The sequence below is a fragment of the Bradyrhizobium paxllaeri genome (genome assembly GCF_001693515.2).
Classification (GTDB): Bacteria; Pseudomonadota; Alphaproteobacteria; order Rhizobiales; family Xanthobacteraceae; genus Bradyrhizobium; species Bradyrhizobium paxllaeri.
The window spans coordinates 4,299,615-4,312,929 of sequence record NZ_CP042968.1 but is presented as its reverse complement, the minus strand read 5'-3'; the positions used below and the strand labels follow the sequence as shown (position 1 = coordinate 4,312,929).

General features: G+C 63.6%; 12 protein-coding genes. 4 read left to right on the top strand and 8 right to left on the bottom strand.

Annotated elements, in window-relative coordinates; all coding sequences use genetic code 11:
* The first annotated feature begins 198 nt into the window (after window positions 1-198).
* Genes nthA through LMTR21_RS20590 form a run of 3 tightly spaced genes read left to right on the top strand, consistent with a single transcriptional unit; the run spans window position 199 to window position 1,885 of the window.
* Window positions 199-840 carry a nitrile hydratase subunit alpha gene (nthA, locus tag LMTR21_RS20600; RefSeq protein ID WP_065756156.1) on the top strand — a complete coding sequence of 214 codons (642 nt, stop codon included), beginning with the start codon at window positions 199-201 and terminating at the stop codon, window positions 838-840.
* A complete protein-coding gene (nthB, locus tag LMTR21_RS20595) occupies window positions 840-1,499 on the top strand; it encodes a nitrile hydratase subunit beta (protein ID WP_065756157.1) in 660 nt (219 codons plus the stop codon). The genes nthA and nthB overlap by 1 nt, the downstream gene beginning before the upstream one ends.
* Complete coding sequence (locus LMTR21_RS20590) at window positions 1,499-1,885, top strand: nitrile hydratase accessory protein (RefSeq protein ID WP_065756158.1); 387 nt, start codon at window positions 1,499-1,501, stop codon at window positions 1,883-1,885. The genes nthB and LMTR21_RS20590 overlap by 1 nt, the downstream gene beginning before the upstream one ends.
* A 142-nt stretch (window positions 1,886-2,027) precedes the next feature.
* Here the strand turns inward: LMTR21_RS20590 and queC are convergent, their stop codons facing one another.
* Window positions 2,028-2,738 carry a 7-cyano-7-deazaguanine synthase QueC gene (queC, locus tag LMTR21_RS20585; protein WP_065756329.1) on the bottom strand — a complete coding sequence of 237 codons (711 nt, stop codon included), beginning with the start codon at window positions 2,736-2,738 and terminating at the stop codon, window positions 2,028-2,030.
* Window positions 2,739-2,870: 132 nt separating this feature from the next.
* Between queC and mazG the strand changes: the two genes are divergently transcribed.
* A complete protein-coding gene (gene mazG, locus LMTR21_RS20580; RefSeq protein ID WP_065756159.1) occupies window positions 2,871-3,725 on the top strand; it encodes a nucleoside triphosphate pyrophosphohydrolase in 855 nt (284 codons plus the stop codon).
* Window positions 3,726-3,732: 7 nt separating this feature from the next.
* Here mazG and hflX read toward each other — a convergent pair whose 3' ends face one another.
* The 7 genes from hflX to dusB all read right to left on the bottom strand — a co-directional run bounded on the left by hflX (window position 3,733) and on the right by dusB (window position 13,159).
* Complete coding sequence (gene hflX / locus LMTR21_RS20575) at window positions 3,733-5,106, bottom strand: GTPase HflX (RefSeq protein ID WP_065756160.1); 1,374 nt, start codon at window positions 5,104-5,106, stop codon at window positions 3,733-3,735.
* Between the two features lie 11 nt (window positions 5,107-5,117).
* Entirely contained in the window at window positions 5,118-5,366 is a 249-nt protein-coding gene (hfq, locus tag LMTR21_RS20570; protein ID WP_006020546.1) for an RNA chaperone Hfq, read from the bottom strand.
* A gap of 283 nt (window positions 5,367-5,649) precedes the next feature.
* Entirely contained in the window at window positions 5,650-7,020 is a 1,371-nt protein-coding gene (gene ntrX, locus LMTR21_RS20565) for a nitrogen assimilation response regulator NtrX (protein WP_057833813.1), read from the bottom strand.
* A 17-nt stretch (window positions 7,021-7,037) separates the two neighbouring features.
* Window positions 7,038-9,365 carry a sensor histidine kinase NtrY-like gene (locus LMTR21_RS20560; protein WP_065756161.1) on the bottom strand — a complete coding sequence of 776 codons (2,328 nt, stop codon included), beginning with the start codon at window positions 9,363-9,365 and terminating at the stop codon, window positions 7,038-7,040.
* Between the two features lie 168 nt (window positions 9,366-9,533).
* Complete coding sequence (gene ntrC / locus LMTR21_RS20555; RefSeq protein ID WP_057833811.1) at window positions 9,534-10,976, bottom strand: nitrogen regulation protein NR(I); 1,443 nt, start codon at window positions 10,974-10,976, stop codon at window positions 9,534-9,536.
* 9 nt (window positions 10,977-10,985) lie between these two features.
* A complete protein-coding gene (locus tag LMTR21_RS20550; protein WP_065756162.1) occupies window positions 10,986-12,161 on the bottom strand; it encodes a two-component system sensor histidine kinase NtrB in 1,176 nt (391 codons plus the stop codon).
* Window positions 12,158-13,159, bottom strand: coding sequence for a tRNA dihydrouridine synthase DusB (gene dusB / locus LMTR21_RS20545; RefSeq protein ID WP_084030970.1), 1,002 nt, complete (start codon window positions 13,157-13,159; stop codon window positions 12,158-12,160). The genes LMTR21_RS20550 and dusB overlap by 4 nt, the downstream gene beginning before the upstream one ends.
* Window positions 13,160-13,315: the final 156 nt, after the last annotated feature.

The following is a 13,315-nucleotide window of genomic DNA, read 5'->3' as shown; positions in this document are numbered from 1 at the left end:
GAAAGGCTTGCGAGCAAGCTTGAAGGCGGATCACAAATGTCCGGTGCGACGGTGTTCCGGCTGGCCGCTCCTGCCGGAAGCCAGGCCAAAGTGCCTGCCGCAACGGCGGCTCCGATGTGCCCTGCCCTGATCCCATCGGCAAATGCTAGCAGAGTCCCTGCCTCGACATATCAGGGATTTTGCGCCTATCCTCACCCCATGAGCGACCATGACCACGACCACCACGGCCATCATCACGACCACGATCATTCCGAGTTGTCGGAGACCGAGCTGCGCGTGCGCGCGCTGGAATCGATCCTGACCGAGAAAGGCTATGTCGATCCGACGTCTCTCGACCTCCTGATCGATCTCTATGAAAAGAAGATCGGACCGCGCAACGGCATTCGCGTGGTCGCGAAGGCCTGGAGCGATCCCGCCTATCGCGAACGTCTGATGAAGAATGCGAGCGCTGCGATCGCCGAGCTGGATTATTCCGGCCGCCAGGGCGAACACATGGTCGTCGTGGAGAACACGCCGGAGCAGCACAATATGGTCGTGTGCACGCTGTGCTCCTGCTACCCGCATCCCGTGCTGGGATTGCCGCCGGTCTGGTACAAATCCGCGCCCTACCGCTCCCGCGCCGTCTCCGATCCGCGCGGCGTGCTCAGGGATTTCGGCGTGACGCTGCCGGACACCACGAAGATCCGCGTCTGGGATTCCACGGCCGAGATCCGCTACCTCGTGCTGCCGATGCGTCCCGAGGGCACCGAGGGCTGGAGCGCCGAACAGCTCGCCGAACTCGTCACCCGTGACAGCATGATCGGCACCGGCCTGCCGAAACAACCCGGCGAGATCGCCTGATGGACGGCGCGCATGACATGGGCGGCGCCAAGGGCTTTGGCCCCGTCGTACCCGAGCCGAACGAGCCGGTGTTTCATGGCGACTGGGAGCGCCGCGCCTTTGCGCTGACGGTCGCCATGGCGCGTCCCGGCGGCTGGAACATCGACATGTCGCGGTTCGCCCGCGAGAACCGCCCGCCCGAAGATTACCTCAGCAAGAGCTATTTCCAGATCTGGCTGGCCGGGTTGGAAACACTGATGGTCGAGCGCGGACTGGTGACGCGCGAGGAGATCGAGGCCGGCAAGGTGCTCTCGCCGCCCAAGCCCGGCGTCAAACCGGTTGCTCCCAATGAAGTCACGCCGGCGATCCGGCGCGGCGGCCCGACCGAGCGCGAAGCAAAGGCACCTGCGATGTTCGCGGTCGGCGACACCGTGCGGATGAAGGATATCCACCCGGTAACGCATACAAGGCTGCCGCAATATGTCCGCGGCCATCTCGGCACCATCGAGCTCAACCACGGCTGTCACGTCTTCCCCGACACCAACTCGCTCGGCCAGGGCGAAGACCCGCAATGGCTTTACACCGTGCGGTTCGACGGGCCGGAATTGTGGGGCAATGGTACGGACCCGACGCTCAGCGTTTCCGTCGACGCCTGGGAATCCTATCTGGAGCGTGTGTGATGAATTTGACTCCGCAGCAAGCGATGCGGGCGGCTGTTGCCGTGCCCGGCGTCCCCCGCGACGAGGACGGCCCGGTGTTTCGCGAGCCGTGGGAAGCGCGCGCGTTTGCCATGGCGCTGGCGCTGCATGAGGCCGGCCTCTTCACCTGGAAGGAATGGGCGGAGACGCTGGGCGCGCAAATCAAGCGCGCGCAGGCCGCCGGCGATCCTGATACGGGCGACACCTATTACTGGCACTGGCTTGCCACGCTGGAAACACTCGTCGCCGCCAAGGGCGTCGCGACGTCGGATGTCCTGCATCGCTATCGCGACGCCTGGGACCACGCCGCCGATCGCACGCCGCATGGTGTGCCGATCGAGCTGACGCCTGGAGATTTTGGCAAGTAGCTCGGCGCCACAATCGTCATACCCGCGAAGGCGGGTATCCAGTACGCCGCGGCTTCTCGGCTCAAACGCCGGTCTCTGGAATACTGGATCGCCCGATTTTCGCGGGCGACGACATGCAAATGGACGACGGATGTCGCGCGAGCTACGCCAGCGCATATTCCCGCCAGCCCTTGGCCCGCAACGCGCAGGCTGGGCACTCCCCGCAGCCATAGCCCCAATCGTGCTGCGCACCGCGCTCGCCGAGGTAACAGGTGTGGGAGTGCTCGCGGATCAGGTCGACCAGCCCTGCCCCGCCGAGCTCATGCGCGAGCTTCCAGGTCGATGCCTTGTCGAGCCACATCAGCGGCGTGTGCAATTCAAAATTCTTCGCCATGCCGAGATTGAGCGCGGACTGCAGCGCCTTGATGGTCTCGTCGCGGCAATCCGGGTAGCCGGAGTAGTCGGTCTCGCACATGCCGCCGACGATGTGGCGGATGCCGCGCCGGCACGCCAGCGCCGCCGCGAAGGTTAGAAACACCAGGTTACGGCCGGGTACAAATGTGTTCGGCAGGCCGTCAGCCCCCATGGCAATGGCTACGTCGCGCGTGAGCGCGGTGTCGGAAATTTCCGCCAATGTCGGGATTTCCAGCGTGTGGCTATCGCCGAGCTTTGCCACCCACTCCGGCCGCAGCGATTTCATCCCGGACAGCAACCGGTCCCGGCACGCAAGCTCGATCGCATGGCGCTGGCCGTAGCTGAAGCCGAGCATTTCGACGCGCGCAAAGCGGCGCAAGGCCCAAGCCAGGCAGGTGGTGGAATCCTGCCCGCCGGAAAACAGAACCAGCGCGGTTTCGGAGGATGATTGGTCGCTCATGATGCGCAATTAGCACTCCCGCGGCTTGAGGCCAACCGGTGGAAATTGCCCCGATTTCCGGCTCGTTCCACTGGGATCGGCAAGCCGCTTGCGGCATAAAGCTGCTGTCTTTCCCTGGCTTTCGGAAACCCCATGACCCCTTCCCGCGATATTTCCCGCCTCATCGAAATCATGGCGGCGCTGCGCACGCCGGTCACGGGCTGCCCGTGGGACCTCGAACAGGATTTTGCGACGATCGCGCCCTACACGATCGAGGAGGCCTATGAGGTGGCCGATGCGATCACGCGCGGTGATCTCGACGACCTGCGCGAGGAACTTGGCGATCTCCTGCTGCAGGTCGTCTATCACGCCCGAATGGCGGAAGAGCAAAACGCCTTTGCCTTCGGCGACGTGGTCGAGGCGATCGCACGGAAGTTGATCCGCCGCCACCCGCATGTGTTCGCCGACAAGGACGGCAACATTGCCCCCGCCGGCGTCAAGAGCGCCTGGGAGCGCATCAAGGCCGAGGAAAAGGCCGAGCGCGCGGCGCGTCGGCCGCCGGAAGAGACGACGCACAAATCGCTGCTATCGAGCGTCAAGGCCGGCCAGCCGGCGCTGACGCGGGCGATGGAATTGCAGCGCAAGGCGTCCACCGTCGGCTTCGACTGGAACGACCCGCGCGCGGTGCTGGCAAAAATCCGCGAAGAAGCCGATGAGATCGAGGCGGCGCTCGACCGCAAGGACGTGGAAGAGCTTGCGGAAGAAACCGGCGATCTCCTGTTTGCGCTGGTCAACCTGGCGCGGCATGTGGGCGCCGATCCCGAAACCGCGCTACGGGGCACCAACGCCAAGTTCGAGCGCCGCTTCGCCTATATCGAGCGCGCGCTGGCGGCCAAGGGACGCTCACTGGAGGATGCAACGCTGGAAGAGATGGACGCGCTCTGGAACGAAGCCAAGGGAGAGCAGTCAGGGGCGGCCGCACCGGTTCGCGTGCAAAACACTCGCTGAATTGGGCTCACGCCACGCGCGGCACGGCGTCGAACCTGGACACCACGATGTCGCGCTTGGTCTCGTCGACGCGCACCGTCATGTCGAAGCGCCCGTCGTGAAGCTCCTTGGTGAGCACTTCAGCGTTGCGATGCAGCCAGCTGATGCCGGCGCCGTCGGAGGCGTCGATGGACAAATCCAGCGTCGTGCGCGTCGCCGCCAGCCGTTCCTCGATCGCGCTCAACAGTTCGTCGATTCCCTCACCCGACACGGCTGAGACCAGAAAGCACGGCCGTTCCGGCGGCCGGCGGGCGGCGATGTTGCGCAGGTTCTCGCGCGCTTCGGGATCGAAGCGATCGATCTTGTTCCAGACTTCAAGGATGCGCCCGCCGGAGCCGGGATCGATGCCGAGCTGACGCAGCACCGCGTCGACGTCACGCTCCTGCGCCTCCGCATCCTCATGCGAGATGTCGCGAACGTGGAGAATGATGTCGGCCTCCAGCACCTCTTCCAGCGTGGCGCGAAACGCAGCAACGAGTTGCGTCGGCAGGTTGGAGATGAATCCGACGGTGTCCGAGAGCATCGCCTTGCCGCCATGCGGCAGGCTCAGCGCGCGCAAGGTCGGGTCCAGCGTCGCAAACAACATGTCGGCTGCCTGCACGTCGGCGCGCGTCAGGCGGTTGAACAGCGTCGACTTGCCGGCGTTGGTATAGCCGACCAGCGCGACCACGCGATAAGGCACCCGCTGCCGCCCGGCGCGATGTAGCCGCCGCGTCGCCTGCACCTTCTTCAGCTCGTTCTCCAGCCGCGTGATGCGGTCGCCAATCAGCCGGCGGTCCGCTTCGATCTGGGTCTCGCCGGGGCCGCCCATGAATCCAAAACCGCCGCGCTGGCGCTCCAGATGGGTCCATGAGCGCACCAGCCGACTGCGCTGGTAATTCAGATGCGCCAGCTCGACCTGCAGCGCACCCTCTTTGGTTTTGGCGCGGCGGCCGAAGATTTCCAGGATCAATCCGGTGCGGTCGAGCACCTTGGCGTTCCAGGCCTTCTCGAGGTTGCGCTGCTGGATCGGCGACAGCGCGCAATCCATCACCACGAGCTCGATGTCGTGGCCCGCGATCAGGCCGGTGATCTCCTCGACCTTTCCCTTGCCGAGATAGGTCGCCGGCCGGATCTGGCTGATCGGTGCGATCAATGCATCGGCAATCGTGAGGTCGATGGCGCGCGCCAAGCCGGCGGCTTCCTCAAGCCGCGCTTCCGAATCGCGCATGGCCTCATTCGCCTGCGCATCGGTATCGCCGCGGCGCATACGCAAATAAGGGCCGATGACGATCACCCGCCCGCTTTGTTTGGCCGCCGACCGCGGACGGTCGGCGCTCCCTTCACGGTCGAAGGGTTCCAATCAGTTCACTCTCAAGCCGGAGCATCCTCGCCGCCCTCGAACAACTGGATCGGAGCGCCCGGCATGATGGTCGAAATCGCATGCTTGTAGACAAGCTGAGAATGACCGTCGCGCCGCAGCAGCAAGCAGAAATTGTCGAACCAGGTGACTATCCCCTGCAGCTTTACTCCGTTGACCAGAAAGATCGTCAGTGGCGTTTTTGTTTTGCGAACGTGATTTAGGAAGGTGTCTTGTAGATTTTGTGCGCGGTCTGCCGCCATTGTTTTTGTCCCGCCGTCTCGGTGCTTCTTTTTATTAAGCCGGTTGTTGCTCTCTCACGGAGCCTGCCCCCGACTCGCCGGCTTCCCCTGAGATCCCCCTCCGGTCGGCTCGGCAATCCGATTAGAGGCTACGCGCGCTTTTTAGGCAAGCCGGTTCACGCGTCAGCCCCTCGGAACCCAGTGGCCATTCTCTTCAAATGACCTGAAAGAGATAAATATTCCCAAGCAGATGCATGGACCTGTGCCGGCCCACGAACTATCGAACAAACGATTCATTCAAACTTCAGCCGACCCCAAGCGCCTTGAGCTTGCGATGTAGCGCCGAGCGCTCCATGCCGACAAATTCGGCCGTCCGCGAGATGTTGCCCGAGAATCGGCTGATCTGCGCGATCAGGTAGTCACGCTCGAACACTTCCCGCGCTTCCCGCAGCGGCAGCCCCATGATGTGCTCGCCATTATTGCTGGTCGGCATTGCCGGCACCATCGAGCCCACATCCTGCGGCAGCATATCGGCGGTGATGATCGCTTCCGGGCCGCCGCCGGCCAGAATCATCACGCGTTCGACATTGTTGCGGAGCTGGCGGACGTTGCCGGGCCAGACATGGGACTGCAATACCGCCATCGCGTCCTGGCCGATCTGCCGCTTCGGCAAGCCCGTCGCCACAGATATCTGATCCATGAAATAGTCGATCAGTTCGGGGATGTCCTCGCGGCGCTCCGAGAGCGGCGGAACGCGGATCGGCACCACCGACAGCCGGTGATAGAGATCTTCGCGGAAACGCCCTTCCGCAATCTCCTCCTCCAGGTTGCGTGCCGTCGAGGAAATAATGCGGACGTCGACGTGGATCTTGGCGGTGCCGCCCGAGCGCTGGAAGGTCTGATCGACCAGCACGCGCAGGATCTTGTTCTGGGTCTCGCGCGGCATGTCGGCGATTTCGTCGATGAACAGCGTGCCGCCATGCGCCTCTTCCAGCGCGCCGGGCTTGCGTGCCTGCTCGCCGTTCGACTGTTCGATACCGAAGAGTTCGACTTCCATGCGTTCCGGGGTGATCGCCGCGGCGTTGATGACGACGAACGGGCCTTCTGCACGGCTCGATGCATTGTGCAGCGTCCGCGCCGCCAGTTCCTTGCCGGAGCCGGACGGGCCGACGATCAGGATGCGACTGTTGGCCTTGGCCGCCCGGTCGATGGTCTGGCGTAACTGGTTCATGCAGGCGGAGCGTCCGGTGAGCACGCTGGCGGTCGGAGCCAGTTGCTTCAATTCCTTCACTTCGCGCTTGAGACGCGAGGTCTCCAGCGCCCGCGTCGCGACCAGGATCAGCCGGTCGGACTTGAACGGCTTCTCGATGAAGTCATAGGCGCCGCGCTTGATCGCCGCCACCGCAGTCTCGATGTTGCCGTGGCCGGAGATCATCACCACGGGAACGTCGGCATGTTCCTTCTTGACCTGCTCGAGCAATTGCAAGCCGTCGAGCTTGGAGCCCTGCAGCCAGATGTCGAGAAACACCAGATGCGGGCGACGGTTGGAGATTTCAGCCAGCGCCGAATCGCTGTCGCGGGCGGTGCGGGTATTGAAGCCTTCGTCTTCCAGGATGCCTGCAACGAGGTCACGAATATCGGCTTCGTCGTCGACAATCAGAATGTCACTTGCCATGGGTTACACCTGTCTTGTCAGTTGCCTGTCGCGGCTTCGGATTTTGTTCGATCATTGGTCGCTGATGCCGCCTCATTGGTTTCGCTTGACGACCCTTTTGTTTCATTGCCCTGCTGATGTGTTTCCACCTTCGCAGCATGCCCGGAGACGGCGAATCGCAGCCGCATCCAGGCGCCGCGCTGCCCAGGCCGGAAATCGGAGGCATCCTTGAGTTCGATGCGGCCGCCATGGTCTTCCAGCACGCGGCCGACGATGGCGAGCCCGAGCCCGGTGCCTTTTTGCCGCGTCGTCACATAGGGCTCCAGCAGCCGCGCGCGGCTCACCTTCGGCAGGCCGATACCGTTGTCGATCACGTCGATCAAAATGTCGTCGTTTTCGCGCGCGGCGATCACGTCGATGCGTCCCTTGCCGAGCTCTTCCGGCGGCACCTGTTCGATCGCCTCAGTCGCGTTCTTGATGATGTTGGTCAGTGCCTGCGAAATCAGCCGGCGGTCGAACTGCGCGCGAATCGGGTCCTGCTTGATATCGGCCTCGATATCGAGATCGGGATGCCCGACCTTCATCAGGAATACCGCCTGCCGCACGGTATCGGCGACGTCCTCGCCTTCCATCACCGGCTTCGGCATCCGCGCAAAACGAGAGAATTCATCAACCATCCGCCTGATGTCGTCGACCTGTCGCACGATGGTGTCTGTACATTGTTCGAAGATGTTCTTGTCTTCGGTGATGACCTTGCCGAATTTGCGGCGAATCCGTTCCGCTGAAAGCTGGATCGGCGTCAGCGGATTCTTGATTTCATGGGCGATGCGGCGCGCCACGTCGCCCCAGGCCGAGGTGCGTTGCGCGGAGACCAGCTCCGTGATGTCGTCGAGCGTGATGATGTAGCTGTCGCGCGAATGGCTGGTCTGCTCTGCGCTGACGCGGACCGACAAATTGCGCTCGTGGCCGTCGCGCATGATCGTGATCTGGCCCTGCACCAGGCGCTGTGTGCCCTCACGCGCCGTCTTCATCATGTCGTCGAGCTCGGGCAGCACGTCCGACAGCGGATGGTCCAGCGTCTCGGATTCGGCATGACCGATCAGTTTCTCGGCCGAGCGGTTCAGAATACCGACGCTGCCGGAGGCATCGACGCCGATGATGCCGGCGCTGGCCGAGGACAACACCGCCTCGATGAAACGGCGACGGCTGTCGATCAGGTCCGAGGCGCTGACCAGTTCGTCACGCTGGGTGCGCAATTCGGCCGTCATCTTGTTGAAGGTCTCGCCGAGTTGCGCGAGATCGCCTTCGGATTTGTGAACCGGCACCTGAACGTGCAGATCGCCGGTCGAAACGATGTTGGCCGCGCTCATCAGATTGCGGATCGGCGCCACCAGCCAGTTGGCGAAGTTTAACCCGATCAGCACCGACGCCATCAGAATGGTCAGCGCAATCACCGCAAACATCAGCGCGAACGCGACCTGAATGCCGAGCCGGCGGGCTTCGATCTGGGCGTATTCGGCGACGCTGGCCTCGGTCTGCTTGAGCTGGCTGATCACGCGCGCATCGAGCACACGCGCGACGTAGAGGAAGGTATCGTCGAAGGCGCGCAACCGGATCACCGCGGCAACATAATTGGCCTCGGGGAAGACCGCGATCGCTGGCTCTTCTTCATTGACGTTGCCGAGAAAATCCTTCGGCGGCGTCGTGAATTCCTGTTGGATGCCGGTCTTTGCCGTCACCAGGATGTTGCCATCCTTGTTGACCAGCATTGCCGCTGGCAGGTTTCGCGCGGCCGCATTTGCGGTCAGCAATTGCAGGAATGACCTGCGGTCCTGGTCGAACAATGGCCGGGCAAGAGCAATATCGTTGGCCATGCCCAGGATGTCGCCGCGGATAAGTTTCGCGTGCTCTTCCATGTAAGCGCGCGCAACCGTCAGCGAGTTCCCTATGACCTCGCGCGTCGGGCCCGAGAACAGCCGGTCCAGGCCGCGATCGATGGTGACGTTGGCGACGATCGCAACCAGTACGGCCGGCAGCACGGCAATGATGGAGAACAGGCTGACGATCTGGACGTGCAGCCGCGCCGCAGCCCGGCCACGGCGCCGCGCCTGAATGACCAGCCAGACCTCGCGGACGATGATGCCGACCAGGAGCAGGATGGAGGCCGCATTGATCAGCAGGAACGAGTAGACGACTTGGCGGGTCGGCTCGATCGGCGTCAGGCCGCTCAGGACCACGAAGGTCAGGAACGCCGACAGCAGCGCGATCCCGACCGCAAACGGCGCCACCCACTTCCGCAGGAATCCCCCTGTGGAGTGGGCAAGCGATGGGTCGAACGGTGGCGCCGAGGTCTCTGTGGTGGTCATCCAGCAATTCGGTGAGATGAAAGACTTTAAGCCCGCCGGTCGCGAACTGATGCATTCATATCACAATGTTGCCGAATTGCGACAATTCCGCGACCATCCAACCGCTTAAAGCGATCAATCCTCAGCCGAATCACCCCGTTTCATTGCAAACGCGGGCTGATTCAATCGCTAGCCGCCGCTCCGATAAACTTGGATATCGAGATCCCTGATCTTCTTGCGCAGCGTATTGCGATTGAGGCCGAGCAGGTCTGCCGCGCGGATCTGGTTGCCGCGCGTGGCCGCCAGCGCTGCGGTGAGCAGCGGCACCTCGATTTCCTTGAGGATGCGGTGATAGAGGCCGGGCGGCGGGACGCCGTTCGGGAAGCCGGAGAAGTGCGAGGACAGGTAGGCTTCGACCGCGCCGCCGAGGTTCTCCACACCCATCGGGGCATTGCCGCCCGAAGTGACCGCTGGCGGCGCCAGCTCGCCATCGATGACCGAGGCCGTAATCACGTCCTGCGGGTAGAGCGCGGCCAGCCGGCGTGCGAGGTTTTCGAGCTCGCGCACGTTGCCGGGCCAGCGGTGCTGCTTGAGTCGTTCCAAGGCCAGCGTATCGAGCTTCTTCGGCGGCAGCCCGTCCTTTTCGGCGAGCGAGAAGAAATGGCGGATCAAATCCGGCAGGTCCTCGATCCGCTCCCGCAACGGCGGCAGGCGCAGCGGCACCACGTTCAGGCGGAAGAACAAATCCTCCCGGAACAGGCCCTGCTGGATCAGGATGCGCAAATCCTTGTTGCTCGCCGCCACGATCCGCACGTCGGTCTTGATCGGGGTGCGCCCGCCGACGGTCGTGTATTCACCCTGCTGCAGCACCCGCAGCAATCGCGTCTGCGCTTCCATCGGCATGTCGCCGATTTCATCGAGGAACAGCGTGCCGCCCTCGGCCTGTTCGAACCGGCCCGAGGCACGGGTATTGGCGCCGGTGAACGCGCCGCGCTCATGGCCGAACAACTCGGATTCGATCAGGTCGCGCGGGATCGCCGCCATGTTGACGGCGACGAACGGGCCGTTGCGGCGCTTGCCGTAGTCGTGCAGCGCGCGGGCAACCAGTTCCTTGCCGGTGCCGGACTCGCCGGAGATCATCACCGTGAGGTCGGTCTGCATCAGCCGCGCCAGCACCCGGTAGATTTCCTGCATCGCCGGCGAGCGGCCGACCAGGGGAATCGAATCGAATTCACCCTCGTCCGCTGCGCTCGCCACTCGCTCCTTCGGCTCGGCCAATGCGCGGCCGACGATGGTGATGAGCTCCTTCAGGTCGAACGGTTTCGGTAGATATTCGTAGGCGCCGCGCTCGGAGGCCCGGATGGCCGTCATGAAGGTGTTTTGGGCGCTCATGACGATGACGGGAAGGTTCGGCCGCATCTTCTTGATACGCGGCAAGAGGTCGAACGCGTTCTCGTCCGGCATCACGACGTCGGTGATGACGAGGTCGCCCTCGCCCTGGCTGACCCAGCGCCACAGCGTCGCAGCGTTCCCGGTCAGGCGAACTTCATATCCGGCGCGCGAAAGCGCCTGGTTCAGAACCGTGCGGATGGCGGTGTCGTCATCGGCAACGAGTATGCTACCTGCGGGCATAATTATTCCTCATCTTGCGTCCTGTGAGGCAGGCGAAGGCGTACCCGGAACGCCGTCGCGATTGCTTTGGTCGAACTGTTTGGTGGGACTGAACACCGGCATCAGCACGCGGAAGGTCGTTTTCCGAGGCTGCGATTCACATTCGATGATGCCGCCGTGATCGCCGACGATCTTGGCAACCAGCGCCAGCCCGAGGCCGCTGCCGGTTTGTTTGGTCGTCACGAAGGGATCGAACAGATTTGGCAGCAGGTCTTCCGGCACGCCGGAGCCGTTGTCCTTGACGCAAAACTCCAGCGGCAGCGACACGCGCGATTTCTTGCCCGGCACCGACAGGCGCACGCCGGGACGGAAGGCGGTGGTGAGCTGGATTTCCGCGTCGTTGCCGAGATCGGCGACGGCTTCGGCGGCGTTCTTCACCAGATTGAGGAACACCTGGATGAGCTGGTCCTGATTGGCCAGCACCGGCGGCAACGACGGATCGTATTCTTCAATGAAGCGGATGTTGCGGGCAAAGCCGGACTGCGCCAGCCGTTTGACGTGGTCGAGCACGGAATGAATGTTGACCGGCCCGCGCGCCACCGGGCGGTCGTCGCCGAACACTTCCATGCGGTCGACCAGGGTGACGATGCGGTCGGCTTCGTCGCAGATCAGCCGCGTCAGCATGCGATCTTCGGACGAGGCCGCCTGCTCCAGCAATTGCGCCGCGCCGCGGATGCCGGACAGCGGGTTCTTGATTTCATGCGCCAGCATCGCCGCCAGCGCGATCACCGAGCGCGCCGCGCTCCGATGTGTCAACTGCCGGTCCATCTTGTCGGCGATGGTGCGCTCCTGCAGCATCACGACGATATGGCCGGGCCGTTCGGTGAGCGGAGCGACATGGAGATCGACCTGGCGATCGCCGCCGATCCTGGGCGTGCCGAGATCAACCTTGTATTCGTTGACCGGCGAGGCGCTCGCGCGCACCTGGTCGATCAGCGCCAGCAACGGACTGCCGAACGGCACGAGCTCTTTCAGGGATTGTCGGCGCAGGAATTGCGTCGATATCTCGAAGAAGGATTCGGCGGCGATGTTGGCGTCGACAATGCGGCCGTCGGGCGCCACCAGCAGCACCGGGTTCGGCAGCGCGTTGAGGATGGCCTCGCTGTCTGCAGGCACTGGCCGGCGATTTTCTGCGGCTGACGTCATGCAGCAGCACTCCATGCAAAGTCGTCGAACGCGTCCTGCAGCGATCGGTGCACGCGGTGCGGATCTTCCGACGTCAGAATCTTTTGCCGCCAGCCTTTCAGCGTCTCCGCCGGCGCGCGGCTGCACTGGGCTGCAATCTCCAGGGCCCAGCCGAGATGCTTGCGCGCATGCTTGAGCCCGATGCGCAGCCCGTAATGGCTGCAAACCTCGTCGTAGAGTGCGCGCACATGGGCGAGTTGTTCCGCGAGCGACGGTGCGGTCTCCACCGTCCCGGTTTCAAGCCGACGGCCTATTTGTCCCGGCAGCCAGGGCTGCCCCTGCGCGCCGCGCCCGATCATCACGGCGTCCGCGCCCGACGCTTCCAGCGCCTGGACCGCCTTCTCGAATGAAGTGATGTCGCCGTTGACGACGAGCGGCACAGAGATCGCGTCCCTGACCGCGCGCACGGCGGCCCAATCGGCCGCACCCTTGTAGAACTGGCAGCGCGTGCGGCCGTGCACCGTGATCATCTGCACGCCGGCGGCTTCCGCGCGACGCGCGAGTTCCGGGGCGTTGAGCGAGCGATCGTCCCAGCCGAGCCGCATCTTCAACGTCACCGGCACCCTCACCGCCGCGATGGTGGCGTCGATCAGCTTGAGCGCATGATCGAGATCGCGCATTAGCGCCGAGCCGGACTGACCGCCAGTGACATGACGCGCGGGGCAGCCCATATTGATGTCGATGACGTCGGCGCCGCCCGCTTCTGCAACCCTTGCACCCTCCGCCATCCAGCGCGCTTCGCAGCCCGCGAGCTGAACGACGTGTGGTCCGACACCGGCTTTCTCGCAGCGCAGAACCGACATCGGCCTGCCGTGCACGAGTTCATCGCTGGCGGTCATCTCGGAGACGACCAGGCCGACGCCAAGCGTGGCGGCTAGGCGTCGAAAGGGGGCATCGGTGACGCCGGACATGGGCGCCAGAAGAACCCGGTTGGCGACAGCAATCTCGCCTATTTTCAACGACTTAGGACGTGAACTTTCCGGGCCGGTCACGGCGTTCTCATGGTTGGGGCGGCGGCGTCATTGCAACCGTCAGCGCATATTGTGAGCACAAATCTTGGGCAGTCAAGCTTCTTGCCTACACTTTAGACAGATCTATCATTTGTGCAAGTGCAC